This window comes from Paenibacillus andongensis (genome assembly GCF_025369935.1).
In the GTDB taxonomy this organism is placed as follows: domain Bacteria; phylum Bacillota; class Bacilli; order Paenibacillales; family NBRC-103111; genus Paenibacillus_E; species Paenibacillus_E andongensis.
Genome location: NZ_CP104467.1, coordinates 7,574,697 through 7,597,472, shown reverse-complemented (window position 1 = coordinate 7,597,472; position 22,776 = coordinate 7,574,697). Strand labels below are relative to the sequence as shown.

21 protein-coding genes and 1 pseudogene are annotated in these 22,776 nt (G+C 45.9%); 16 read left to right on the top strand and 6 right to left on the bottom strand.

The window, feature by feature from the left end; genetic code table 11:
- Positions 1–25: 25 nt before the first annotated feature.
- The 5 genes and pseudogenes from NYR53_RS34085 to NYR53_RS34065 all read left to right on the top strand — a co-directional run bounded on the left by NYR53_RS34085 (position 26) and on the right by NYR53_RS34065 (position 2,602).
- On the top strand, positions 26–193 hold the full coding sequence (locus NYR53_RS34085; RefSeq protein ID WP_063860151.1) for a CxxH/CxxC protein: 168 nt from the start codon (positions 26–28) through the stop codon (positions 191–193).
- A gap of 278 nt (positions 194–471) precedes the next feature.
- Positions 472–951, top strand: coding sequence for a 23S rRNA (pseudouridine(1915)-N(3))-methyltransferase RlmH (gene rlmH / locus NYR53_RS34080; protein WP_261303369.1), 480 nt, complete (start codon positions 472–474; stop codon positions 949–951).
- A gap of 117 nt (positions 952–1,068) precedes the next feature.
- Positions 1,069–1,224: pseudogene (locus tag NYR53_RS34075) on the top strand (AraC family transcriptional regulator); the annotation flags it as partial.
- Positions 1,225–1,258: 34 nt separating this feature from the next.
- On the top strand, positions 1,259–1,738 hold the full coding sequence (locus NYR53_RS34070; protein WP_261303368.1) for a DinB family protein: 480 nt from the start codon (positions 1,259–1,261) through the stop codon (positions 1,736–1,738).
- Between the two features lie 78 nt (positions 1,739–1,816).
- Positions 1,817–2,602, top strand: a complete 786-nt coding sequence (locus NYR53_RS34065) for a class I SAM-dependent methyltransferase (RefSeq protein ID WP_261303367.1) — start codon at positions 1,817–1,819, stop codon at positions 2,600–2,602.
- 122 nt (positions 2,603–2,724) lie between these two features.
- On the opposite strand, the gene NYR53_RS34060 is transcribed toward NYR53_RS34065, so the two are convergent.
- A complete protein-coding gene (locus NYR53_RS34060) occupies positions 2,725–3,816 on the bottom strand; it encodes a GntR family transcriptional regulator (protein ID WP_261303366.1) in 1,092 nt (363 codons plus the stop codon).
- Between the two features lie 410 nt (positions 3,817–4,226).
- Between NYR53_RS34060 and NYR53_RS34055 the strand changes: the two genes are divergently transcribed.
- The 6 genes from NYR53_RS34055 (at position 4,227) to NYR53_RS34030 (ending at position 11,413) form a co-directional block, all read left to right on the top strand.
- Entirely contained in the window at positions 4,227–5,843 is a 1,617-nt protein-coding gene (locus tag NYR53_RS34055; protein ID WP_261303365.1) for a xylulokinase, read from the top strand.
- A gap of 2 nt (positions 5,844–5,845) precedes the next feature.
- Complete coding sequence (locus NYR53_RS34050; protein WP_261303364.1) at positions 5,846–6,541, top strand: L-ribulose-5-phosphate 4-epimerase; 696 nt, start codon at positions 5,846–5,848, stop codon at positions 6,539–6,541.
- A 42-nt stretch (positions 6,542–6,583) separates the two neighbouring features.
- Complete coding sequence (gene araA / locus NYR53_RS34045) at positions 6,584–8,008, top strand: L-arabinose isomerase (RefSeq protein ID WP_261303363.1); 1,425 nt, start codon at positions 6,584–6,586, stop codon at positions 8,006–8,008.
- Positions 8,009–8,510: 502 nt separating this feature from the next.
- Positions 8,511–9,113, top strand: coding sequence for a class I SAM-dependent methyltransferase (locus NYR53_RS34040; protein ID WP_261303362.1), 603 nt, complete (start codon positions 8,511–8,513; stop codon positions 9,111–9,113).
- Positions 9,114–9,249: 136 nt separating this feature from the next.
- Complete coding sequence (locus tag NYR53_RS34035; protein ID WP_261303361.1) at positions 9,250–9,711, top strand: DUF8821 family protein; 462 nt, start codon at positions 9,250–9,252, stop codon at positions 9,709–9,711.
- Between the two features lie 310 nt (positions 9,712–10,021).
- Positions 10,022–11,413 carry an amino acid permease gene (locus NYR53_RS34030; RefSeq protein ID WP_261303360.1) on the top strand — a complete coding sequence of 464 codons (1,392 nt, stop codon included), beginning with the start codon at positions 10,022–10,024 and terminating at the stop codon, positions 11,411–11,413.
- A 132-nt stretch (positions 11,414–11,545) separates the two neighbouring features.
- On the opposite strand, the gene NYR53_RS34025 is transcribed toward NYR53_RS34030, so the two are convergent.
- Complete coding sequence (locus NYR53_RS34025) at positions 11,546–12,343, bottom strand: YhfC family intramembrane metalloprotease (RefSeq protein ID WP_261303359.1); 798 nt, start codon at positions 12,341–12,343, stop codon at positions 11,546–11,548.
- Positions 12,344–12,558: 215 nt separating this feature from the next.
- Between NYR53_RS34025 and NYR53_RS34020 the strand changes: the two genes are divergently transcribed.
- Positions 12,559–13,200 carry a MarC family protein gene (locus NYR53_RS34020; RefSeq protein ID WP_261303358.1) on the top strand — a complete coding sequence of 214 codons (642 nt, stop codon included), beginning with the start codon at positions 12,559–12,561 and terminating at the stop codon, positions 13,198–13,200.
- Positions 13,201–13,336: 136 nt separating this feature from the next.
- On the top strand, positions 13,337–13,684 hold the full coding sequence (locus tag NYR53_RS34015; protein WP_261303357.1) for a VOC family protein: 348 nt from the start codon (positions 13,337–13,339) through the stop codon (positions 13,682–13,684).
- A 159-nt stretch (positions 13,685–13,843) separates the two neighbouring features.
- On the opposite strand, the gene NYR53_RS34010 is transcribed toward NYR53_RS34015, so the two are convergent.
- A complete protein-coding gene (locus NYR53_RS34010; RefSeq protein ID WP_261303356.1) occupies positions 13,844–15,022 on the bottom strand; it encodes an epoxide hydrolase family protein in 1,179 nt (392 codons plus the stop codon).
- Between the two features lie 370 nt (positions 15,023–15,392).
- A complete protein-coding gene (locus NYR53_RS34005; protein ID WP_261303355.1) occupies positions 15,393–16,118 on the bottom strand; it encodes an NADPH-dependent oxidoreductase in 726 nt (241 codons plus the stop codon).
- A gap of 203 nt (positions 16,119–16,321) precedes the next feature.
- On the opposite strand from NYR53_RS34005, the gene NYR53_RS34000 reads away from it, so the two are divergent.
- Positions 16,322–16,813, top strand: coding sequence for a MarR family transcriptional regulator (locus NYR53_RS34000; RefSeq protein WP_261303354.1), 492 nt, complete (start codon positions 16,322–16,324; stop codon positions 16,811–16,813).
- Positions 16,814–17,677: 864 nt separating this feature from the next.
- On the top strand, positions 17,678–19,471 hold the full coding sequence (gene ltrA / locus NYR53_RS33995; RefSeq protein ID WP_261303353.1) for a group II intron reverse transcriptase/maturase: 1,794 nt from the start codon (positions 17,678–17,680) through the stop codon (positions 19,469–19,471).
- 364 nt (positions 19,472–19,835) lie between these two features.
- On the opposite strand, the gene NYR53_RS33990 is transcribed toward ltrA, so the two are convergent.
- Positions 19,836–20,750, bottom strand: a complete 915-nt coding sequence (locus tag NYR53_RS33990) for an alpha/beta hydrolase family protein (RefSeq protein ID WP_261303352.1) — start codon at positions 20,748–20,750, stop codon at positions 19,836–19,838.
- A gap of 248 nt (positions 20,751–20,998) precedes the next feature.
- Between NYR53_RS33990 and NYR53_RS33985 the strand changes: the two genes are divergently transcribed.
- Positions 20,999–21,376 carry a MarR family winged helix-turn-helix transcriptional regulator gene (locus tag NYR53_RS33985; RefSeq protein ID WP_261303351.1) on the top strand — a complete coding sequence of 126 codons (378 nt, stop codon included), beginning with the start codon at positions 20,999–21,001 and terminating at the stop codon, positions 21,374–21,376.
- Positions 21,377–21,667: 291 nt separating this feature from the next.
- Here the strand turns inward: NYR53_RS33985 and NYR53_RS33980 are convergent, their stop codons facing one another.
- Positions 21,668–22,516, bottom strand: a complete 849-nt coding sequence (locus tag NYR53_RS33980; RefSeq protein ID WP_261303350.1) for an NAD-dependent epimerase/dehydratase family protein — start codon at positions 22,514–22,516, stop codon at positions 21,668–21,670.
- Positions 22,517–22,776: the final 260 nt, after the last annotated feature.

Here is a 22,776-nt window from a genome sequence, read left to right as displayed (position 1 = left end):
AACATTGCGGATGAGAGGTACTTGCATGCACGTAGTTTGTAAAGATCATGTGGAAATCGCGATTGATGAGTTTGTTGATGAGTATGAGGAGGCTCCGGACATTGTGGATCTGCAGAAGACCCACTTCGCTAGTTGGGAGCCACCGACGCACTGCGAGCACTGCAAGGAGTTAGCGCGATTTCTAGTTGTATGAGGGAGGCGGAGGCCTTCCTTTTTTGTTTGGATTGAAGCGGGTCGATCAACTCGGACCGGACGAGTTTGATTGGATATATTCCAATGATGTCTCATGACATCGGCGGTTGGGATTAGTTCCATTGGATTTTATACAGTAGAATTTGAGGAAATGGCTCAAAAGAGCTGATTTTGGAGCATTCTGTTGGATTTGCTCCAATGAAAACGGGCAAATAAGGTGTATTAGCTTGATTTGATTGTATTTTATCCAATGGATCAAATGAGGGGAGATTGTCGGTTATGCATATACAGATATTAACCGTAGGGAAATTGAAGGAGCGCTATCTCGTGGACGGGATCGCGGAGTATGTGAAGCGCCTTGGGCCGTATGCCAAGGTGCAAATGATAGAGGTGCCGGATGAAAAGGCACCCGAGAACATGAGCCCTGCTGAGGAACAGCAGGTGCGTGTGAAGGAGGGCGAGCGGCTGTTAGCCAAGCTCGGCGCGGACGTGTACGTCGTGGCGCTGGCCATCGACGGCGAGATGTGGACGAGCGAGCAGCTGGCGGGCTCGCTCGATAAATTGGCCACCTATGGGCGGAGCCAGGTGGCCTTCGTGATCGGCGGCTCGCTGGGGCTATCCAGCGAGCTGCTGCGCCGTGCGGATATACGGCTGTCTTTTGGCCGCATGACGCTGCCGCACCAGCTGATGCGGCTGGTCCTGGTGGAGCAGATTTATCGCGCGATGCGGATAAATCGGGGGGAACCGTATCACAAGTGAGGGCAAGTTTTTCATAGAACTCCCTGGGGCGTAGGGATAAGCAACATCTTTTGGCACAAATTGTTGCGAAGCTATTTTTCGATCTGCCTATACTTGAACTCGAGAGGAGGGATTGAGATGGAGTGGCTTGAGAGGATGAATCGGGCGATTGACTATATTGAAGACAATCTGCCTGAAGAGATCGAGTTGGGCACAGTGGCCCGCATGGCGTGCTGTTCGTCGTATCAGTTCCAACGGATGTTCTCGTTCATTACCGATGTGACGTTGGCGGAAATGGATTATTATACCAATAATAGTGGAGGTTACAATGATAAGTTTGGACCAAAATACGATTCTTCGGTATAAAGAATTTACAGAGTGGACGGATACCTTACGTGAAGTTGAAGATACCATATGGTTACGACCGATTGCAGAAGGAAAAGCGTCATTAGGAGAAATTATTTCGCATCTACAAAATTGGGATGCTTACCTCATCTCTTCGATTATCCCAGCGATTAAAAATGGGGAAGGAATGGTATTTCCAGATTTCGATTCGTTTAACAAAATGGCTTATGAATATGCCAGATTGGGAATTTCTAAAGATCGTCTGCTCGATGAATTTAAGCAAACCCGTCTTCAGTTGGTTGAAATACTGTTATCCGAGCCTGACGTTGTTGCTAAACATGTTACAGTGAACGGAGTAGAAACTTGCCCGCACGCCGGCACACCTTATTCCTTGCTTTACATCATTCACGAATTTAACGATCATGACAATCACCATAAAAATCAAATTTTAACGTTAATATAACTCGCTTTATTTTGAAAAAAAATTCTGTATCTTTATCATGCTGGCCGGCAAATCTCATGTTGGAGGTGTTTGCAACAAATGTTTCCTGATTTGACAAAGCATCCAGAATACCTGAGAGGACAAACACTAGAATGGTGCAATCAATTAGCAGCCAAGACGGGAAAATACGAATACTCTTGGAGTCATACTTATGAGGGTCAAGCTGCGGAAAACATTTTGAGTGAAAAGCTTTCTTCTTTGTTACATGGAAAGGTACTGGAAGTTGGTTGCGGTCATGGAGAATATACCGTTCAATGGGCTAAGCACGCGGAAGAAATTGTCGGATATGACATGACGGAGGGGTTTATTGCCACAGCTAATCGAAATCGGAAATCAAATGTCCGGTACGTAGTAGGGCGCACTCATGTTGGATTGCCTTTTCCTGATGATTATTTTGATATAGCCTATACCAAGAAGGGACCGACTAGCTGGTACAAGGAAGGAAACAGAGTTGTTCGGCCCGGTGGAACGCTACTATTGTTTCATCCCGGTGACGGAAATGGCGAAGGAGCAGAACATGGGGTATACTTTCCGGGATTATTCGCTTCACCTTCGATAGGCACCCCGATACTTGATAAGATTCAAGAGAGGTTAGAAACGAGCGGTCTAACTGACATTGAAATGTCTGTCTTGAAAGAAACTGTATGGCTCCCAACACCTGAAGATGTGTTCGAAATGGTTTGCTTCGGGCAGAGTGATGGATTTAGGCAATTTGTTAGAGAAGAATGCTACACTCAGATCGTTTCACAATTTGAAAAACACGCCAGCGAAAAGGGAATAAAAACGACAGGGTTTTACTATTTGATTCAAGCAAAGGCATCATAATTTTTAGGGCTATCCGTTGGGATGGCCCGTTTTCCTTGAGGGACTCGGGAAGCATCAGAGAAGCCGGGGTCAGTTTGATCACTTCTGTAATTCCGGCTTTTCCTTCACACATTTCGCCGTGACTATTCCACTTTGATCGCTTTTACGGTTTCCCCCTCAATTAATACGGGCTGGTAGTAGGTGTTGGTGGGCAAGTCTTTTTTGCCTTGTAAATTCTTAATGACCCAGTCCGCTGCGTCGCGTCCCATTTGTTCTTGGGGGTGCGTCAGCGTCGTTAGTTTGATATTCGCGTTTTTGGCGATATATGAATTGTCCTGCCCAATGATAGATAGCTCGTCCGGAATGGAAATTCCCAGTTTTCTGCAGACATGTACAACTTCTAAGCCTACCTCGTCGTTGTAACACACAAGCGCAGTCAATTCATCCCGATTGTCGTTCAGATATACTTCCAAGTTAGCGGACAGGTCTGACTTTGTTGATGTATCGAAAGAAAGCACATGCTCTTGCTGGAACCGTAATTTGGCTTCACCAAGAGCCTTAATAAATCCTTTCATTCTATACTTCCCTTGCAAATCATCCATTTTCGCGATGATGCCAATCTGGGTATGTCCTTTAGCAATCAGCTCACGTGTTGCGAGATAGCTGGACTGCACGTCATCAAGACAGAAGAAAGGAACTTCCAGCTCTTCATAATAGGCATTGATCATCGCGAACGGAACCTCCTGCTCCTTAAAAGACAGGTAGTAAGCGATATTGGGGTTGAATACATTGCTTCTAGTAGGTTCTATAATCAGTCCATCCACGCCGTAGGATAGCATCATTTCCAACGCCTTTTTTTCCTGGGAGATATCATTATTTGTACTAGCTAACAGCAAGGAATAGTTATCTTCATTTAATCGGCTTTCAATGCCGCGGATAATGGAGGGGAAGATGTAATCCGAGATATAGGTCGTGATGACGCCGATCGTTTTATTCATGGTATTTGCACTCGTTCTGGATCGATATTGGTTGCTGACGTATGTGCCGGATCCCCTCTCGCTTCGCAGGAACCCCTCGTTCGATAACTCCAGAATGGCCTTTCGAACCGTCTGCCGGCTAACGTTATAGTTTTCCTGCAAAACGTACTCCGAAGGGATTTTCTCACCTGCTTTGTATGTTCCAGAGAGGATATAACTTTTGATATCATCAATAATGAGCTGGTACTTTGGCTTCATGCAATCCACTTCTTTCATCGTTGTTCAAAAAGTTGTACGTACATATTCTAGCATATATTGCATGAATTGCAAATGAAGTTATGCTTATTTATGATTTCGACAGTACAAATTCCATGCTTTTCCTTAGAAAGACACCATGATCAGACGAATAAAAACGACACAGTAACTTATGTTAGTATAACTATTAGACTATATTGACAAATGTACGTACAAAAATTATACTAAGGCTGTCAGTAAGAGAAAGCGCCTTCTTTCGGTCGAAATCTTCCGGTTGTCTCATCCAGTGACGGATTCGATGGGAAGCAGCTAGTATAGGAATCGTAATCGGTGGGGTTAAATCACAAAATTAGATCGCGATATAAGCGATTTAATTTCTGTGCAACCCACGAACAGAGAGGGGATACGCGAGCATGAATCATGTCGAAGTGAAAGAAGCGATAACCAAGGGAGAAACTTCGCTGGGTATCGAATTCGGATCTACGCGGATCAAAGCGGTGCTGATCGATCGTCGTTTCGAGACCGTCGCATCGGGAAGCTTTGAGTGGGAAAATCTGTTGAAAGACGGATATTGGACATACAACCAGAAGGATATTATAACAGGCCTTCAAACCGCTTATCGTGAAATGAAGCAGGAAGTGGAACGTAATTATGGAGTCATCCTCCGGACCGTCGGTTCAATCGGGTTTTCCGCTATGATGCACGGCTATATGGCATTCGATAGCACGGGTGAACTTCTAGTACCGTTTCGGACTTGGCGCAATGCAACAACCGGTGCGGCAGCAAGGGAATTAACGGACTTGTTCCAATTTAATATCCCCGAGCGCTGGAGTATCGCCCATTTGCACCAAGCCATATTAAACCAAGAGGAGCATGTTCCTCGCATTGATTTTGTAACGACGTTGGCCGGATATATCCACTATCTGCTGACCGGCAATAAAGTGATCGGCATTGGAGATGCTTCCGGCATCTTCCCTATAGATGAGTCAACCCATAATTACCATCCAACGATGGTCAAGCAATTCAATGAATTAATCGCGGCCAAAGACTATCCGTGGAAGCTTGAGGATCTTCTTCCTAAAGTGTATCTCTCCGGCGAGCAAGCTGGCGAATTAACGGTGGCGGGAGCCGCCATTCTGGACCCGGCCGGGGATCTGCAGTCCGGCATTCCGCTATGTCCTCCGGAAGGCGATGCCGGCACAGGCATGGTTGCGACGAATAGCGTCAGGAAGCGTACGGGAAACATCTCCGTGGGCACTTCCGTTTTTGCAATGATTGTATTGGAGAAAGCATTATCCAAGGTTTATCCGGAGATCGATATGGTAACGACGCCGAACGGAAGTCCGGTTGGCATGGTGCATGCCAACAACTGCTCCAGCGATCTCAACGCCTGGATGGGATTGTTCCGTGAATTCTCCGAAGCCATGGGATACAACTTGGATTCCGGCAAATTGTTCAGCGTGCTGTTGAATAAGGCATTGGAAGCCGACCCGGATGGCGGCGGTTTGCTTAGCTACGGTTATCTTTCGGGCGAAAACATTACGGGAATCGACAAAGGCCGGCCGTTGTTCGTTCGCTCGCCTGAAAGCAACTTTAATCTGGCTAATTTCATGCGAACCCACCTATTCACTGCTTTCGGAGCGTTGAAGCTCGGTATGGACATTTTGACCGAAAACGAAAAGGTGGCCATCGACAGCATCTTGGCTCATGGCGGCCTCTTCAAAACCCCTGTCGTTGGACAAAAAGCTTTAGCCGCTGCGCTGAACGTACCGATCTCGGTCATGTCCACGGCCGGCGAGGGCGGGGCATGGGGCATGGCGCTTTTGGCTTCTTATATGACCAACAAGGGTCAAGAAGAGAGCCTGGAGGACTTCCTCGAGCAGAAAGTCTTCAAAGATGCCGAAGGACAGGAGATTGCTCCGGATAGAGCGGATGTCAAAGGGTTCCAAGCATTCATCAAACGATACCAAGCAGGGCTCGCCATCGAACAAGCCGCTGTAGACCATCTGTTAGAGAACGGGAGGGACTAACGTTGTTAGAACAACTGAAAGAAGAGGTATACCAAGCGAATCTGGATTTGCCGAAGCACGGACTCGTGAAATTCACTTGGGGCAATGCGAGCGCCGTCGATCGGGAAAGCGGACTGTTCGTGATCAAGCCGAGCGGAGTTAGCTATGAGAAGATGAAACCGAGCGACATGGTCGTTGTGGATCTCGACGGTAAGGTGGTCGAGGGAGAGATGAGACCTTCCTCCGATACCGCGACTCACGCCGTGTTGTACAAACATTATCCGCAAATCGGCGGCATCGTGCATACTCACTCGACCTGGGCAACTATCTGGGCGCAAGCGGGACTCGATGTACCTGTAATGGGAACGACGCATGCGGACACCTTCTATGGCACCGTGCCTTGCGCACGGTTCTTGAACCAAGAGGAGGTTGACCGGGGATACGAAGCGGAGACGGGTCACGTTATTATCGAAACGTTCGAGAAGCGCGGATTGGATGTCATGGCGATCCCGGCCGTCCTGCTCCAGGGACATGCGCCTTTCACTTGGGGGAAAGACGTGAAGTCGGCGGTCGTGAACAGCGTCGTGCTGGAGGAAGTGTGCAAAATGAATCTATATGCACGGCAATTGAACAATTTTGCCAAAGAACTGCCGCAAGGCATTCTGGATAAGCACTATCTTCGGAAACACGGGAAAGATGCCTACTACGGGCAGAAGTAATAGCCTTAGCCATTATAAAATATAGAAAAGAGGATGATTAAGATGTCAACAACAGCAGCTAAACAGTTTTGGTTCGTCGTAGGTTCGCAGCATCTGTATGGGGAAGAAGCGCTCGCTGAAGTAAAGGCTCACGCGCAGACGATGACTGATGCCTTGAATAATAGCGGTGTGCTCCCTTACCCACTTGTCTTGCAGGACCTGGCAGTAAGCGCGGATAAAATTACAAGCATCATGAAAGAGGTCAACTATCGCGACGAAGTAGCGGGTGTCATCACATGGATGCATACGTTCTCGCCTGCGAAAATGTGGATTCGCGGTACGAAATTACTACAGAAGCCTCTTCTTCACTTGGCGACTCAGTTCAATGAAAGTATTCCTTGGGCAACGATCGATATGGACTTCATGAACCTGAACCAGGCCGCTCACGGTGATCGCGAATACGGCTTCATCAATGCCCGTCTGAAGAAACAAAACAAAATCGTCGTAGGCTACTGGGAACGTCCGGAAGTGCAGCAGCAAATTGCGGATTGGATGGACGTAGCGGTTGCTTATAACGAAAGCTTCAACATCAAAGTCGCCCGTTTCGGCGACAACATGCGCAACGTAGGCGTAACGGAAGGCGACAAGGTCGAGGCCCAAATTCAATTCGGATGGACCGTGGACTACTTTGGCATCGGCGACCTCGTGCAATACGTGAATGCTGTTAATGAGCAGGAAATCGATGATCTGATGGGCCAGTATGCGGAGCTCTACGAATTCGATTACGGTACGAATAGCAAAGAAGCCTGGGAAGCAAGCGTCAGAGTCCAAGCGAGCTATGAAATCGCTCTTAAACGTTTCTTCGACGAGAAAGGCTATAATGCCTTCACGACGAACTTCGAAGATTTGCATGGCATGAAACAGCTTCCTGGTCTTGCCGTCCAACGTCTGATGGCGCAAGGCTACGGCTTTGCCGGCGAAGGCGACTGGAAGACGGCCGCGCTCGATCGCTTGATGAAAGTGATGAGCCGCAATCAAAACACGGGCTTCATGGAGGATTACACTTACGAGATGGCAGCCGGTCAGGAAGCCATCCTGCAATCCCATATGCTAGAGGTAGATCCGTCTTTGGCAAGCAACAAGCCGAAAATCATTGTTTCCGCTCTCGGCATCGGCGGCCGTGAAGATCCAGCGCGCCTCGTATTCGACGGCAAAGCCGGCGAAGGCGTCGTCGTATCCATGGCTGACTTCGGCACTCATTATAAATTGCTGATCAATGAGGTTTCCGCATTCGAGCCGACGGTTCCGGCTCCTAACCTTCCTGTCGCTCGCGTCCTATGGACGGTGAAACCGAACTTCCAGGATGGGGTGAAAGCTTGGATCGAGAATGGCGGCGGCCACCATACCGTCGTTTCCTTGAACCTGACGACAGACCAAATCGTAACCTACGCCAAGTTGGTGAACTTGGAATATGTCGTAATTAAGTAAACCATACTTGAGGGGAAAAGCAGGAGGACTTGGGACAATCTGGGGCCGCTTCCTTGAACCAAATGTAACAGACCGTTTCTTTCGTAAATGGGTAATTCTATTTAAAAAGAAACGGTTTGCTATCAATGTCATTTATACGGTTAGATGACCCTTTTTAATTTATTATTTAGATGCTAAAGGATGACTCTGGTGGAGCATCCTTTTTGTCGTTGACCACGTTATGGGGAACCGTTCCAGGGAGAACCTTATCATAAGTGAGGCGAAATATTATTCCTTTCCCGCTGAGATCCTCCCCAAGGGGAGAATATCCTTGAGCGATAACTATTTAGAATCCGATATAATGAAGATAAGCTGTTAACAGCTAGAATCGAGGTGCCGAAGCATGATCCTGAGTACCAAACTTCATATTCCACAAACGCGACGCGATGGACTGATGCTCCGCCTACAAGGGGAAGTTTTTTAGTAATCAGGTTTTTTATTAAGGCAGTTAGGAGAGATACTAATGGGAAATACGGATAAGTTTGAAATGATAGCTAAAATGTATGACACTCCTGAAAGAATCCAAATTGCAAAGGTATCATCAGATGCCATTCGTGAATATTTAGTTGACGCTAAAAGTAAGCATGCTATTGATTTTGGTTGTGGAACTGGTCTTGTCGGAATGCACTTGTTAAATGATTTTAATTCTATGCTTTTTCTGGATACCTCACCAAACATGATCGATCAAATAAAGCAAAAAATTTCTGATTTTAATATTCAGAATGTAGATACATTGTGCTTTGATTTTGAAAAGGAAGGTCTAGCGGATTTTCATGCTGACTATATTTTTATGGCTCAGGTTCTGCTTCATATTCATGATGTTGAATTCCTTTTATCAAGGTTATTTGATGTTCTGAATGAAAGAGGACATTTACTAATCGTAGATTTTAATAAAAATGAAAAAATAGTGTCAGATATCGTTCATAACGGATTTTATCAAGATGAGCTGACTGACATTATGTCTAAAATAGGATATAGGGATATTCAATCCAAAACTTTTTATACTGGAAGTAAAATATTCATGGGACAAGATGCATCTATGTTTATTCTTGATTCTCAAAAGTAAACTTCTAAGTCGGAAATTATCCGATATGAACACGATTTAACAAACCAACAAATTTGCAAGTCAAAATGTTCTCTTGAATCATTTTTGGTATAATATTTGGTAGATAAGAAATAATGAGAGAAAACGAGGGATGGAAATGTCGTATATTGTTGATTTTAAAAATGTGTCTACGGTTGGTTTAGAGTCTTCACCTGTAGCAGAAGCGCTTGCTGGTTTACGCGCTAATGAAGCCCGTTACTTCATGAACAAATACAAGCATGAATTTACGGTTGTACCCGCTAGTGAAAGTCAGGAGAGCCTTGATTATGCGAACCGAATTTTGAAAGAACGTGATATTGAATTTGCGGCCAAACCTTTAGAAACGGCACGTTTTCAAGTGGAAAATATCCAATTTACTTACGTCTTTTATGAAGATGGTCTTGCGATCAATGTCATGTATACGGTTGATGACCCTAAGAAGCGGGCTGTTGGTTTTAAGCTTTCTGAGGGGATGGAGGTACCAAAGGAGTTAGAAGGGAAGTTTAAGTTTGCTAGGCAGAAGTCTAAATTAGCTGGAACAATTCGGGGCTCGTTTTTCGTAATTAAAGGACAATATTAAGCAAGCAAAGGCGCAATTAAATTTTTTTTCAAGTATTACGAATAGGCGATCTAATATTAAGGGCGTCCCAAACGGGTGCTCTTAATTTTCGTCGGAGTTGTTTGTTTTCATCAGAAAAAAATATTACAATATACTTCGTCAGTTAAGTAACTCAGGTTAGATGATAATCTTTCTGGAAACTAAGTATGTTTATTAAGAAGCATAATGATATGGAGAGCGCTTACACATAAACCGGTAGCCACTTATCATTGTGAGCATTTCAGTTTATCCAGAAAACAGCTAAGAGCAGCGGAGAGAAAGAGGGACTGAAGTGAAAAACAAAGAATTGAAGAGGGGTCTCGAAGCGCGTCATATTCAGATGATTGCTTTGGGCGGTACAATCGGTGTTGGGTTATTTATGGGTTCTGCAAGCACGATAAAATGGACAGGTCCATCAGTTATGCTTGCGTATGCAATTGTAGGGGTTTTTATATTTTTCATTATGCGTGCAATGGGGGAAATGCAGTACGTAGAACCGAGTACGGGGTCATTTGCGACTTTTGGCTATAAGTACATTCATCCTTTGGCAGGATATACGACAGCTTGGAGCAACTGGTTCCAGTGGGTCGTTGTCGGGATGGCGGAAATTATTGCTGTTGGAACCTATATGAAGTACTGGTTTCCGGATCTACCCGCGTGGATACCAGGTATTATCGCAATGGTGATTCTCGGTGCAGCCAACCTTTTCTCTGTTAAATCATTCGGTGAATTTGAGTTTTGGTTTTCCATGATTAAAGTCGTAACCATCATTTTGATGATTGTTGCAGGGATTGGCGTGATTTTCTTTGGGATTGGCAACGGAGGCAACGCTATCGGGTTGTCTAATCTATGGCGACATGGGGGCTTCTTTACCGGTGGTTGGTCAGGCTTTTTCTTTGCACTCTCACTGGTGATTGGGGCTTATCAAGGCGTCGAACTTATCGGGATTACTGCGGGCGAGGCCAAAAACCCACAAAAAACGTTAATGAGTGCGACTCAAAGTATTATTTGGCGTATTTTGATCTTCTATATCGGCGCGATTTTTGTGATTGTAACGGTTTACCCTTGGAATGAATTGCAGGCAATCGGCAGCCCATTCGTAGCAACATTTGCGAAAATTGGTATTACTGCAGCGGCGGGGATCATCAACTTTGTCGTCATCACGTCTGCCATGTCAGGATGTAATAGTGGGATTTATAGCGCAGGGCGCATGCTTTATACATTAGGAGTAAATGGACAGGCACCGAAAATATTTACGAAGCTATCCCATAACGGCGTGCCCCTGCTTGGAACAATTGGTGTGCTCGTGGGATTGGGCATTGGCGTGATCTTAAGCTATATTGCACCGGAAAATCTGTTTGTCCATGTGTACAGCGCCAGCGTACTTCCCGGTATGGTACCATGGTTTGTTATTCTGATCAGTCAAATGAAATTCAGAAAAGTAAAGGGAGCTGAACTGGATAATCATCCGTTCAAAATGCCTCTCGCCCCAGTGACAAACTATGTAACCATTGCCTTTTTGCTTATGGTATTGGTTGGTATGTGGATTAATGATGACACTCGCATCTCACTTATTTCCGGAATCGTATTCTTAGGTATTGTTGTGATTAGTTTTTACGTTTTCAGAGTTGGCAAGGCTGTTCCATTGCGTGCTCAAACAGGTGATGACATACGAACAGATTGATTGACAAAGAATAGAAGCGATATCCATCAAAAAAGCGGATTCCCTAAAAGGGTAACTCCGAATGACTAAATCCCCAAAGAGAACAAAAAACATCCCGTTTCTCTACCTTAGAGGAATGGGATGTTTATTTTTTTAAGAAGGCGCCAATTTGGCAAACCATTCTTTTGACTTCACAATCACGATTACGGCACCGAGACCGCACACCCACACGATACATTCAACTACCGACAATGGTAATATTTTAGCTTGGAACAGACCTGCAGAAAAATCGATTAGAGCATGAATCAAAACCGCATAAAGCAAGTACACGGCCTTTCGTGTTCGAATCCCGTACAAAACAATTAATGAAAGTGCAATTTGGATAAATATCGCCGGGATGCGCTCGAACGCGCCTAACCAATATTCACTTTGGGGTGTATGAATCATTCGGTCTTTGAGACCTTGGAACAGAGCAATTTGCTCAGATGGTGCTTGGGCGCCAAAGGCCTGCTCGAAGGTTCCTGCGTTAATCATTGTTGCTAAAACGAGCCCCAGTATGCCCATACCGACGCTTATTATCAATACTTCGATACCGCCATGGCCTATGCCTACAGCAATACCGTCTTTGCGCTCTTGGCGCTTTTTCAATAGAAACGAGAAGCCTAGCCAACGTCCTACGTTTTCAAATATACCTGCAGCCAATCCACCGTAAACGGCGGTCATCCAAGGATTTTTCAGCCACGCAGCCGTTGTTTGGTTGCCTGAAAACATATAGCCATGCAGCACTTGCTCCAATATCTGTGAGAAAACGATAAAGATAAGAATTCCGACACCGACTGCACGGTAAGAAATCTTAAGCGTTCTGCGGTAATAAATGAGCAGGGAGAAAGAAATTACAATTCCTAGAATAACCTGAACGATCATAGCCGTGATTGAACTTTGACTCACCATTTGGCTTCACTCCTTATTTTTTTGATCAAAGCAGTTTTCGTTCATCATCTTGTGGCAGTTCCTATTTTATGATATTACAATGATATCACATTTGGCAAATTATTCAATTTTATTCTTGTTGAAGTGGTTGAAATAAATCGTCCTCATTAAACCGTTCTGGGGGTATAATAGGTAATGCTTGTCTATTCATACATTAACAAGTCAGGGGATACAACATGGATCTTTACACATCATTTTTATTGCTGAGCCTCACTTCATTCTTCACACTTATTAATCCACTTGCCATCATGCCAATTTTTATGTCGATGACAGCCGATCTTGAAGCACAGAAGAAAGTCTATACGGCTCGTAAAGCAGTAGTTGTTTCATTTTTTACATTGCTCATTTTTTCAACTACGGGTGAATGGGTATTTCACTTTTTTAACATCTCAATTAACAGTTTAAAGATTGTCGGTGGGGTTATCTTTATTTTAATGGGACAGGATATGCTTCAGGCACGGCTTGTTCGTACAAAGGTTGACAAAGCGGATGTCGATACATATGTCAATGATATTTCCATTACGCCATTGGCTATTCCAATGATTTGTGGTCCTGGCGCAATTACAAATGGCATTGTTCTTATGGAATCTACGACAAATTTTATGGAAAAGATTATATTAATCGTTGTCATTGCGGTTGTACTGTTGCTTACATACATTGTTCTTGTTCATTCAACTGCTATTTATCGTTGGATTGGGCCAACAGGCAATAATGTGCTGATGCGTTTAATGGGACTCATTGTTATGGTGATTGCCATTGAGTTTATGGTCAGTGGAATTACGCCGATTATCCGGCAGATTTTGAAAATTTCGCCCTAGTGATGTTATGTAGACTCATGCGGTGGCCTCGTTACGTTAAAGGGCAGTATAGTTGAAAAGGAACTTAAATTTTAATCTCGAATATCTAATGTAATCGGATAGCTAAAAATTTGATGACAGACAGGAGTTAGATACGATGATAAAAGGTTTCGGAGGAATATTTTGGAGAACTAAGAATCTTGAAGTTACAAAAAAATGGTACAGTGAAGTGTTGAAGATTGAAATAGAAAATTGGAATGGGACTATGATAAAACCCCAATTAGGAAATGAGACTATCTTTTCTTTCTTTACCGAGAATGACAGTTACTTTCCAACAGAACAACAAGTGATGTTAAATTTCCAAGTAGATAATCTAAACGAGACTATTGAGCATCTTGAACATATTGGTGTACCTCTTGCAAAGAAAAAAGAGATTAGTGAATATGGAAAGTTTATTTGGATTGAAGATCCTGAAGGTCGGCTGGTCGAGCTTTGGGAGAAATAACGAGTTGTAATTCATTTGGCTATTGAGCTAACGGAAACGGGAGTTCAATAATCATCAAGATGAAGGCTGCCGACATCAAATAGATCGGCAGCCTTTTCAGTTAGAATGACGTTTTTATTTAGAGAAGGCCCTGTCAGTGTTAAAACAGCGACATTTATCCTAGCGGAAACGACGGAAGAAATTCCGTAGGTCGATCGTCAGAAGGTCAGGCGCATCCATGGCAGCAAAATGGCTACCGCGTTCGAACTCAGACCATTGCACGATGTTGGTATTGTCTCGCTCGGCGAAGCGCTTCATGGATTGGAAGTCATAGGCGAACACGGCAACACCGGTTGGAGTCGTATTCAGCTTTGGTGCTGCCTTGTCTTTAGTATGCGCATCTTCGTAATACCAGCGAGCGGAGGATTCGGCCGTATTGGTCAGCCAATACAACATAACGTTAGTCAGAAATGCATCTCGATTAACTGCGTCTACACCGTCCCCGAACCCGTTGAACAATTCAGCATTCCAAGCGAGCTGGCCTGCCGGAGAGTCTGCGAGCCCATAAGAAAGAGTCAGAGGCCGCGTCTGCTGAATGGCGTTGTAACCCGCCCGTTCATGGAAGTTCGCAAGCACTTGGAGGCGCTTCTGATCATCAGTAGAAAGGTCAACCATTTCTGCTGGATCGCCGGAAGGGAAGGAGAACAACTGCAGCACATGGACACCGAGGAGACCTTCAGGCTTCTGAATGCCCATTTCGCGAGAAACCAGCGAGCCGACATCGCCGCCATGGGCACCGTAATATTCATAACCCAGGCGTTTCATCAATTCAGCCCATGCTTTGGCGATGCGGGGCGTATTCCAACCATTATCCCGGGGCGGCCCGGAGAATCCAAAGCCAGGGACAGAAGGAATGACGACATGGAAGGCATCCGCCGGATCGCCGCCATGAGCCCGAGGATCAGTAAGCGGACCGATCAGCTCCAGGAACTCAACGATCGAACCCGGCCAGCCGTGTGTGAGAATTAGTGGCAGCGCATCAGGTTCGGCCGAACGGACATGGAAGAAATGCACATTAGCCCCATCGATAGTTGTTGTGAACTGAGGAATTCCATTCAGACGAGTTTCGTTCTTACGCCAGTCATATTCATTTTTCCAATAAGCTACCAGTTCTTTCACATAAGTGAGTGACACGCCGTATGTCCAGCCCGCGTCCGGCAAAGTGTCCGGCCAGCGCGTATGTGACAAACGATATTGCAGGTCATCAAGGTCTGCCTGCGGAATATTGATTCTAAACGGCTTGATTTCGTTAGTAGACGCAATGGATGTATGGTTGATGGACGGGGTGGAATTTGACATGTTCAAGAGCCTCCTAAGATCATGATTGCTTCTAAGAGTGGGTTCATTCTTCCCAGCAGTGACAAGCGCTAATTATGGAACTTGCGATTAGGCGGTCCTCTATTCGTTGGACTTTTTGGAAAAATCACTCGCATTTCTCACCCCCTTTGATAGTTAAACGGGCTCAAGGTCCTTGCAAATATCCAGACCAATGATTGAATTCACGGTGTTCTACCTTCAAAGTTTATTTCCGGCAACCCCTATACTGCTTGCAGTTCCACAGCATCGCTTAGATCTATGTCTCAACCAGCTTAAACACGGTTTCTACAAGTAGGTGGCGAACAGTTTAGCGAAGGGGTACACTCCCACGGAAGCTAACGTTGTGCCCGTCTTAGGTTACGTTCAAGCCCTTGCAACGCAAATATTCGGTCATGTCGCCGAGCGGGAATTTCATTTTCAACATGTCGATGTGCTTCCGCGACCAGATGGCGTGGCGGTTATTCTCGTTGCGGGCCTGGTAGTAGTGGTTCATGTCGCGGTCATAAGCTTCGATCCGTTCACGCTGTTCGGTAAAGGAAGCGTAGCGGTTCTCGAAATAAACAGCTTCGAGGGGGAGGCGAGGCTTTACTTCCGGCTCTTGGTCGGGTACGCCGATGGCGATGGCGAAGAGCGGAACGACGTATTCGGGAAGACCAAGCATTTCGTCAAGCCGCCTAATGTCCCTGTTGACTGCGCCCATGATGACGGCACCGAGTCCGAGCGATTCCGCAGCAAGAACGGCGTTCTGGGCTGCGAGTGCAGCGTCAATAACAGCGATTTGATAGAAAGCGGAGCTTTCAAGCATGATTTTCATATCCAGTTTCTCCTGTTCGGTGCCCATGATCGTCAGCCGCTGAAGGTCCGCGCAGAAAATAAACAGATGTCCGTTATCCTCGATATATGGCGTATTCGTGATCTCGCGCAGTTCATGTTTCAATGCGGGATCAGTGAGACCGACAATCGAATAGGCTTGCATGAAGCTGGAGGAAGAAGCCATTTGGGCGGCTCGTACAATAGTTTCTATTTGAGTGGTTGACAGCTTCACGTTTCTGAATTTACGGATTGAGCGGTGATTCATGATGGTAGTCAGCACTTGGTTCGTCGTGGATGCAGGTTGTGTTTTTATTTGCGGTTCACTCCTTTGTTATATTGTTTCCTGGAAACAATATAACATGAGAAGAAGTTGCTGTCAACATTGTTTCTTGAAAACAATATTTACGGACTCGGGTTAGGTTTGCTATACTAAGGACAAATGAAACGGATGAAAGGCGGCACGGAAACATGGCACAGCCCCACGATGAACAGTTATTGCGGGAAGTGTTCGAAGCTTTTACACAATTTGCGATGAAAATACAGCAAGAGGATGACGAGGAGAGAGCTTGGCTGCTTGGGCAATGCACGGATCTGCAGGTTCAGTCTGTTTTGCGCCAGATGACGCCAATGATGTTCCATGTTCTGGATGCAATCGGCAAACTCGGCCGGGCGAACGGCATCACGCTGTCCAGCAGGTTTGGCATTCCCAAAGGCACCGTATCCAAGCTGACGAAACGTCTTGCGGCGCACGGTCTGATCGTGACCGAGACGATTCCGGGCAACAAGAAGGAGCTGCATTTTGCGATTACGCCACAGGGGGAGACGATCTATAAGCTTCACGAGCGGCTGGACGAACAAATCCAGGCGGGCGCGACCCGTTTCATGGCGGACTATACGCAGGAGCAGCTGACATTCCTGAGAGATTTCATGCAAAAGCTAACTTCTACCTCGTTTCTTTAGCTTAACGGACAGCCGGCAGGAGCGGCAGGAGCGGCAGGGACGAAGGCATAAATTGAACTCACTCCGCTGTCGGGAGACAAGAACATAATCTCATTCTGTAGGTGCGTTCAGTATGAAAATTGAATTTCCATTAAACTAACGGATAAGTACGACAAGTTCTGCCATAAGCACTAAACAGTGCGAAAAGCAGAAGATTACAGCAGTAATCTTAACTTTACAACCAAGGATGGGAATGACGGAACCATGTATCCCTAAACCATCCCGCCAATACTCCTGCGCGCGTCATGTTTAACAGAACATGAGGTGTGAAGTACAGGTAGATTCGACAGAACGAAGGCTAGAGCCATTTTGAGAAAAAAAAAAAAAAAAGAGGTAGGCCAACGGATATGTCGCGCGGCTGAAAAACTGGATATGGTGAGAATGCTCGCATAGAAGCGAACTGACGAACTTCCGAATGTACAGGTCTAAAGTTAGAGCATGCGGAAACGTATGTACCATCAGACGATGGGGTGAGCGGCGTAAAGTAAAACTTTTTCCTATGAAATACGCTATGCCGAACCAAGGCGGCATCAATCTCACAGGCTTAGAGGAAGCACCTAAGTTCAGAAAAGATAGCTAGGCTGTAAGGGACTTGGAAAGCAAGGGACGTTGCAAGAAGGGCTGTTACCCGAAACGGTTGCAATAAGGCATAGGCCGAAATGAATTTATCCTTGTGAGGGTAGGGGCACGACCGAAGAAACCTTTGTAATGGAGGTGGAGGAACAGCCCCAAGTCTAATTGAAAAAGAACGATCATTTTCCATGCGTGAATTGCATCGATCAGGTAGGAATGTGGGGACATCACTTCGTCAGGAGGGATGCCACAGTGCAAGCTTTACGAAATTGGGAGTATTACGGCATGACGGAATCTTTTACGGATTTGCACGAAAGATCAGCAAACAAAGAAACCTTCTCACATCTGTATGAGATCGTCACATCCAAAGAAAATATCTTGCTGGCTTATCGTACGATGAAGTCCAATAAAGGATCAAAGACACCAGGAACAGATGGATTAACCATCAAAGACATCGAACAGAGACCCGAATACGAATTAGTAAGTGAAATCCAAAACAAACTGCAAAACTATCGCCCCAAGAATGTCAGACGGAAGCTCATCGAAAAAGATAACGGTAAGATGAGACCGCTTGGCATCCCGTGTATCCTCGATCGCATCATTCAACAGTGCTTCAAGCAAGTTCTTGAGCCCATAGCTGAAGCCCAATTTTACAACCATAGCTATGGTTTCAGACCCCTTCGATCGACACACCATGCTATGGCAAGAGTTCAATTTCTCATTAATCAGGCGTCGATGCATTATGTAGTCGACATTGACATTTTGGGGTTCTTCGACAACGTCAACCATACGTTGCTTTTGAAGCAGCTTTGGAACATGGGCATTCAAGATAGAAAGGTCCTAGCCTGCATTTCTAAAATGCTAAAAGCGGAAATCGAAGGGGAAGGGATACCTTCAAAGGGAGTACCTCAAGGGGGCTTGTTGTCAACACTGCTCTCGAATATTGTACTGAACGACCTCGATCACTGGGTGGCTGGTCAATGGGAACTCTTTCCGCTGACACAACCTTTCAAATCTAGGGATGGAGAAAGGCGCGCGAAAATACGGTCTAGCCTGAAAGAAGGCTATCTGGTGCGTTACGCAGATGACTTCAAAATCATTTGTAGAGATTGGAGATCGGCTCAGAGGTGGTATCATGCGGTAATTCTGTATCTCAAAGATCGCCTGAAACTCGATGTCTCTCCTGAGAAATCGCAAATCATTAATTTGCGAAAACGAGAATCAGAATTTCTTGGTTTCACAATCCGAGCGAACAAAAAGGGTCAAAAACGAGTAGCGCACACAGGTATCAAAGCGAGCAAAAGGCAGAAAATCAAAAGCGAAGCTAAGAGACATATTCTCAAAATGAGGACTTCGCCTACGGCTCTAAGTGCTGCACGTTTCAATAGTTTTGTATTAGGCATTCACAATTACTTCAATCGGGCAACACATGTTAGTGTTGCGTTCTCACGTCTTGCCTACGATCTGCGAGCTTTCATGTACAATCGTCTCAAACAAATCGGGAAATACGAGCATCCTGCAAACCCACCGCCAACGTACAGTAAATTTTACAGTTTGGGTTACAGGACTTTTAAAATAGCAGATGTTTATTTATATCCTCTTGCCAATGTGAAAACCAAGAACACGATGGGCTTCAGTACAGGTCTTTCACTCTTTACCACAGCAGGCAGAGAACTAATATATAAAAAACTTCGACCAGATTTACGTCAGGAAATTTACTTTCTAACGAAATTTAACATCCCGAATCAAAGTGTTGAATATATGGATAATCGAATTAGTCGGTACAGCATGAAGATGGGGAAATGCGAAATTACAGGCATGTATCTCTTCGCATCCGATGTTCACTGCCATCACTATATTCCGTTGCACTTCGGTGGAAATGACAAGTTTAATAATTTGCGAATCCTCCATAAAGAGATCGGGCAACTTATCCTGCAAACACACAAAGAGACGATTGACGTACTCACGAATCAACTTGGTTTAACGGAATTGATGATGATTCAGATCAACAAATACCGTGAAAAATATGCATTAAAACCAGTTTGACATATCCCAATTCAATGAGTAACGAGGAACTTATGATTTAGTAAATTCAGTTAGATGGAGCGCGGAGTACTGGGAAACTCGTATGCTCCGTGTGGAGCAGGGGAAAAGCCGGAGATGACTTCAAATGCTTACCTATTGCAAACCGAAAGAGGAGCTGCTACTTTAAGCAGCTCCTCTTTTGTTCCATTGAAGTAACAGGCAGGATTACGCAATATATAGGCGCAACGATTTATGGTACGGTTCACCGCGCTGTCTGTAACGGCAAGTTTTAGAGCCAGCCTTTTCGGACGGGCCCTTCTTTGAGATCGCATTGATCAATGTGGGCTCAGGTCGCGAGTGTTAGGTCGATGCGCCCTTTAGGCTCTTACTTGGACTCGATGCGACCTAACGGAATGGCCCTCTCTTCAAGAGCTATATGAGCTGCCGACCAGCTGGAATCGTCGAGGTCGAGTGCATCGCGAAGGTAAGACCACGTGAGCCGCCGGAGCAGGGCGACTCGTTCGGGGTTCTCATCCGTCGTTTCCGTGACGTTGTACCCGGCGATTCCGCCAAGCGAATGTTCTGCCCCGAAGAGGATGAGCAGGCTCTTGCTGCCCGGGCTCAGGAAGTATGGGTCGGTGAACCAGTCCGGCCCCCGGGTGGACAGTAGTGATTGGTCATGGTCCCCCGCTACCACAAGGGTCGGCGTGCTCATGTCCGAGAAACTCGGATTCATAAATGGGAAATGCTCTGCCGCGAACGGAGTCAAGTCAGCTCCACCCAGGCCAGTCGTAGCAAGCAACACGCCCGCCTTGATCCGCGAGTCGGACATGTCCTCTCCCGGTTCGCTGTTGGCATCGAGGACCCGCGCGCCGAGCAGCAAGCCCACCGTTTGGCCTCCCCAGGAATGTCCCGCTGCGGCGATACGGCTTCGATCGAGGCGTCCACTGAGGCCTGGAACGGAAGCTTCAATGAGATCGAGCTGGTCGAGGATGCGCTTCATGTCCTCGACTCGGAAACGCCAGATCAGTGGTGTACGGGGATCGTCAGGAGGAAGGTTCAGCGTCCTCGAGTCGAGATGGGTGGGTTGAATGACCACAAAGCCGTGAGCAGCCCAGTAGTCGACCAACGGGCTGTAGCCGTCCAACGACCAGCCAAAGCCGTGCGAGAAAACAATAATCGGCAATTCACTCCCAATCGCGGGCGCAGATACCCGCACTTGCAGATCCTCACCACGGCCCGGGGCAGGCAGCACTACCGGCTTTACCGAGACGACTGGAGTGGGCGTAGACATTTTCATAATAAATGTTCCTTTCTTGGAGAAAAATTGGTCAGACCGTTTCTGAGAGGAAACGTTCAAGCAGGTTTCTGAAATAAAACCTTATGGTTGACATGTCAACTGCAATGAATAGTAGCACGTTGTGGTTGATACGTCAACCATGCTATTATGTTTCTATGGATAAGAGCGAATTAAACGAAGAAGAAATGCTAATATGGCATATGTGGAAAGGCTCCTTTCAGAGCATTTTCGGTCGTGTAATAAAAGAGATGTCCGAGCACACAGGACTATCAGAGGGCGATTATGGGGTATTGGATCGGTTAGTCCTTTTTGGGGACGGTAGCCTTCGCCAACAGGGATTAGCCGTCTCGATGGACTGGGATAAGAGCCGATTGTCACATCATCTGACGCGGATGGAAAAACGCGGACTTCTAATAAGGAGACCATTAGACAACGATCGTGGCGTTCAAGTCATCATCACTTCCGCTGGAAAATCAGCATTGGATGATGCTCGTCCCATAGTCGCAAAGGCGATACGCAAACATTTCTTAGATCAATTAACTGATCAAGACATTGAGTCGATTACTAAAATGGCGGAAAGAACAAAAGCAGAGTCTAAAGAGTCTTGTAAAACCCCGCCGCCATGATCGCGTTTTTTTGAAGTACCTATATTGAACGTTATTTGAACTGGCCCCTTCCGGCAAAACGACGGAGGGGTGCTTTTGCTTTCCGCAAGTAAAAGTCCCCCTCTAGGTACCCCATCGATATGTGCTCCAAAAAACACGCAGCAGCCCGTTTGCATCGGCATTTCCGCCGAGTATGGCCCATCCCAATCCCAATTCTATGTGGTCTGGTGAGATGTTAAGCGTGAGGGATAGTGGCAAGTTTTGCGAAGCAAAATACCCCCCGAAAAGGAAGGGGGGCTGAAGGTAGAACTATTATAATGCTCCTGCATCCCTTGCTGTATAGAATGAAGGGAAGGTAGGACGAAAGTTTAATTCGTCTCTAACGCGTGTTGTATCTACGATCATGTCCCATGGATTGAACGCTTGCTGTAAGTCTTTCGACGGTTCTTGGTAGGGCACATCATTGAGTTGAAACAGCTCTGCCACGGTTATGGGGGAGTCATCGGCAATGTTGTAGATGCGGCCGTCTATTTTTGGTGTTGAGGCAGCAAGCAGCAGTGCTTGGCCCACATCCGCATGATGCACCATATGGAGCCGCTTGGCGGGATTCCACTTGCTCATGATTGGGAGAAATTCCGAGACATGGGGATCACGCTCACCATAGACAAAAGCAAACCGTAGGATGCACAGCCCTAATCCCTTCTCACGATGCAGCCGAAGCAACTCTTCCTCAGCGGTCGCTTTGGTTTGCGGATAAGGAAATGCAGGTCGTAATTCGTCGTTTTCAAGGCTTGGTCTGTCATGATCACTAGCTCCATACACTAGATTCGTGCTTGCAAATAAAAACCTTGGAACGTTTGCTGTCAGAGCAGCCTCCGCTAAGTTAATGCTGGCATCAATGTTTGACATTCTCGCTGTTGCTTCATCTACTCCGCGAAATTGTGCAGCTAGATGTACCACGGTATCAATACCTTGCAACATGTTAGCGAGACTTTCCGGTTGCAATAGGTCACCTTCTATAACCTCGATCCCTTGCTGTTGAAATGAATCCGCCTTTGCAGCATCACGAACCAAAATTTTAACGTTATGACCTTGTTGCAGTAAGCGCGGTATAAACCGGCTTCCTACTTTACCTGTTGCCCCGGTTGCGAAAATATTCATAAATATAACCTCCTCTTATATGGTCGGTACTATACTTAAGAGTATGACATTTTGTGGAATCAACTGCCTTCCTGTAATTATCGTAGGATTGGCAGTGTCAGGATAATAGAGCAGAGGCCTTGACGATTGTTCTGCATGCTTTACAAGCAAATCCGGACCTTAATACGCTTTTAAACTCAATTAAATAATATCTAAACAGGGCATGTGGGTAAGATTACCACGTGTCCTTTTTTGTATGGGCTCCTAGGGGAGGTTTTCTC

Excerpts from the sequence above, each read along its gene's own strand:
- NYR53_RS34085 (WP_063860151.1), top strand. The coding sequence starts at position 26 with ATGCACGTAGTTTGTAAAGATCATGTGGAAATCGCGATTGATGAGTTT.
- rlmH (WP_261303369.1), top strand. The coding sequence starts at position 472 with ATGCATATACAGATATTAACCGTAGGGAAATTGAAGGAGCGCTATCTC.
- NYR53_RS34070 (WP_261303368.1), top strand. The coding sequence starts at position 1,259 with ATGATAAGTTTGGACCAAAATACGATTCTTCGGTATAAAGAATTTACA.
- NYR53_RS34065 (WP_261303367.1), top strand. The coding sequence starts at position 1,817 with ATGTTTCCTGATTTGACAAAGCATCCAGAATACCTGAGAGGACAAACA.
- NYR53_RS34060 (WP_261303366.1), bottom strand. The coding sequence starts at position 3,816 with ATGAAGCCAAAGTACCAGCTCATTATTGATGATATCAAAAGTTATATC.
- NYR53_RS34055 (WP_261303365.1), top strand. The coding sequence starts at position 4,227 with ATGAATCATGTCGAAGTGAAAGAAGCGATAACCAAGGGAGAAACTTCG.
- araA (WP_261303363.1), top strand. The coding sequence starts at position 6,584 with ATGTCAACAACAGCAGCTAAACAGTTTTGGTTCGTCGTAGGTTCGCAG.
- NYR53_RS34040 (WP_261303362.1), top strand. The coding sequence starts at position 8,511 with ATGGGAAATACGGATAAGTTTGAAATGATAGCTAAAATGTATGACACT.
- NYR53_RS34035 (WP_261303361.1), top strand. The coding sequence starts at position 9,250 with ATGTCGTATATTGTTGATTTTAAAAATGTGTCTACGGTTGGTTTAGAG.
- NYR53_RS34025 (WP_261303359.1), bottom strand. The coding sequence starts at position 12,343 with ATGGTGAGTCAAAGTTCAATCACGGCTATGATCGTTCAGGTTATTCTA.
- NYR53_RS34020 (WP_261303358.1), top strand. The coding sequence starts at position 12,559 with ATGGATCTTTACACATCATTTTTATTGCTGAGCCTCACTTCATTCTTC.
- NYR53_RS34015 (WP_261303357.1), top strand. The coding sequence starts at position 13,337 with ATGATAAAAGGTTTCGGAGGAATATTTTGGAGAACTAAGAATCTTGAA.
- NYR53_RS34010 (WP_261303356.1), bottom strand. The coding sequence starts at position 15,022 with ATGTCAAATTCCACCCCGTCCATCAACCATACATCCATTGCGTCTACT.
- NYR53_RS34005 (WP_261303355.1), bottom strand. The coding sequence starts at position 16,118 with ATGAATCACCGCTCAATCCGTAAATTCAGAAACGTGAAGCTGTCAACC.
- NYR53_RS34000 (WP_261303354.1), top strand. The coding sequence starts at position 16,322 with ATGGCACAGCCCCACGATGAACAGTTATTGCGGGAAGTGTTCGAAGCT.
- NYR53_RS33990 (WP_261303352.1), bottom strand. The coding sequence starts at position 20,750 with ATGAAAATGTCTACGCCCACTCCAGTCGTCTCGGTAAAGCCGGTAGTG.
- NYR53_RS33985 (WP_261303351.1), top strand. The coding sequence starts at position 20,999 with ATGTCCGAGCACACAGGACTATCAGAGGGCGATTATGGGGTATTGGAT.
- NYR53_RS33980 (WP_261303350.1), bottom strand. The coding sequence starts at position 22,516 with ATGAATATTTTCGCAACCGGGGCAACAGGTAAAGTAGGAAGCCGGTTT.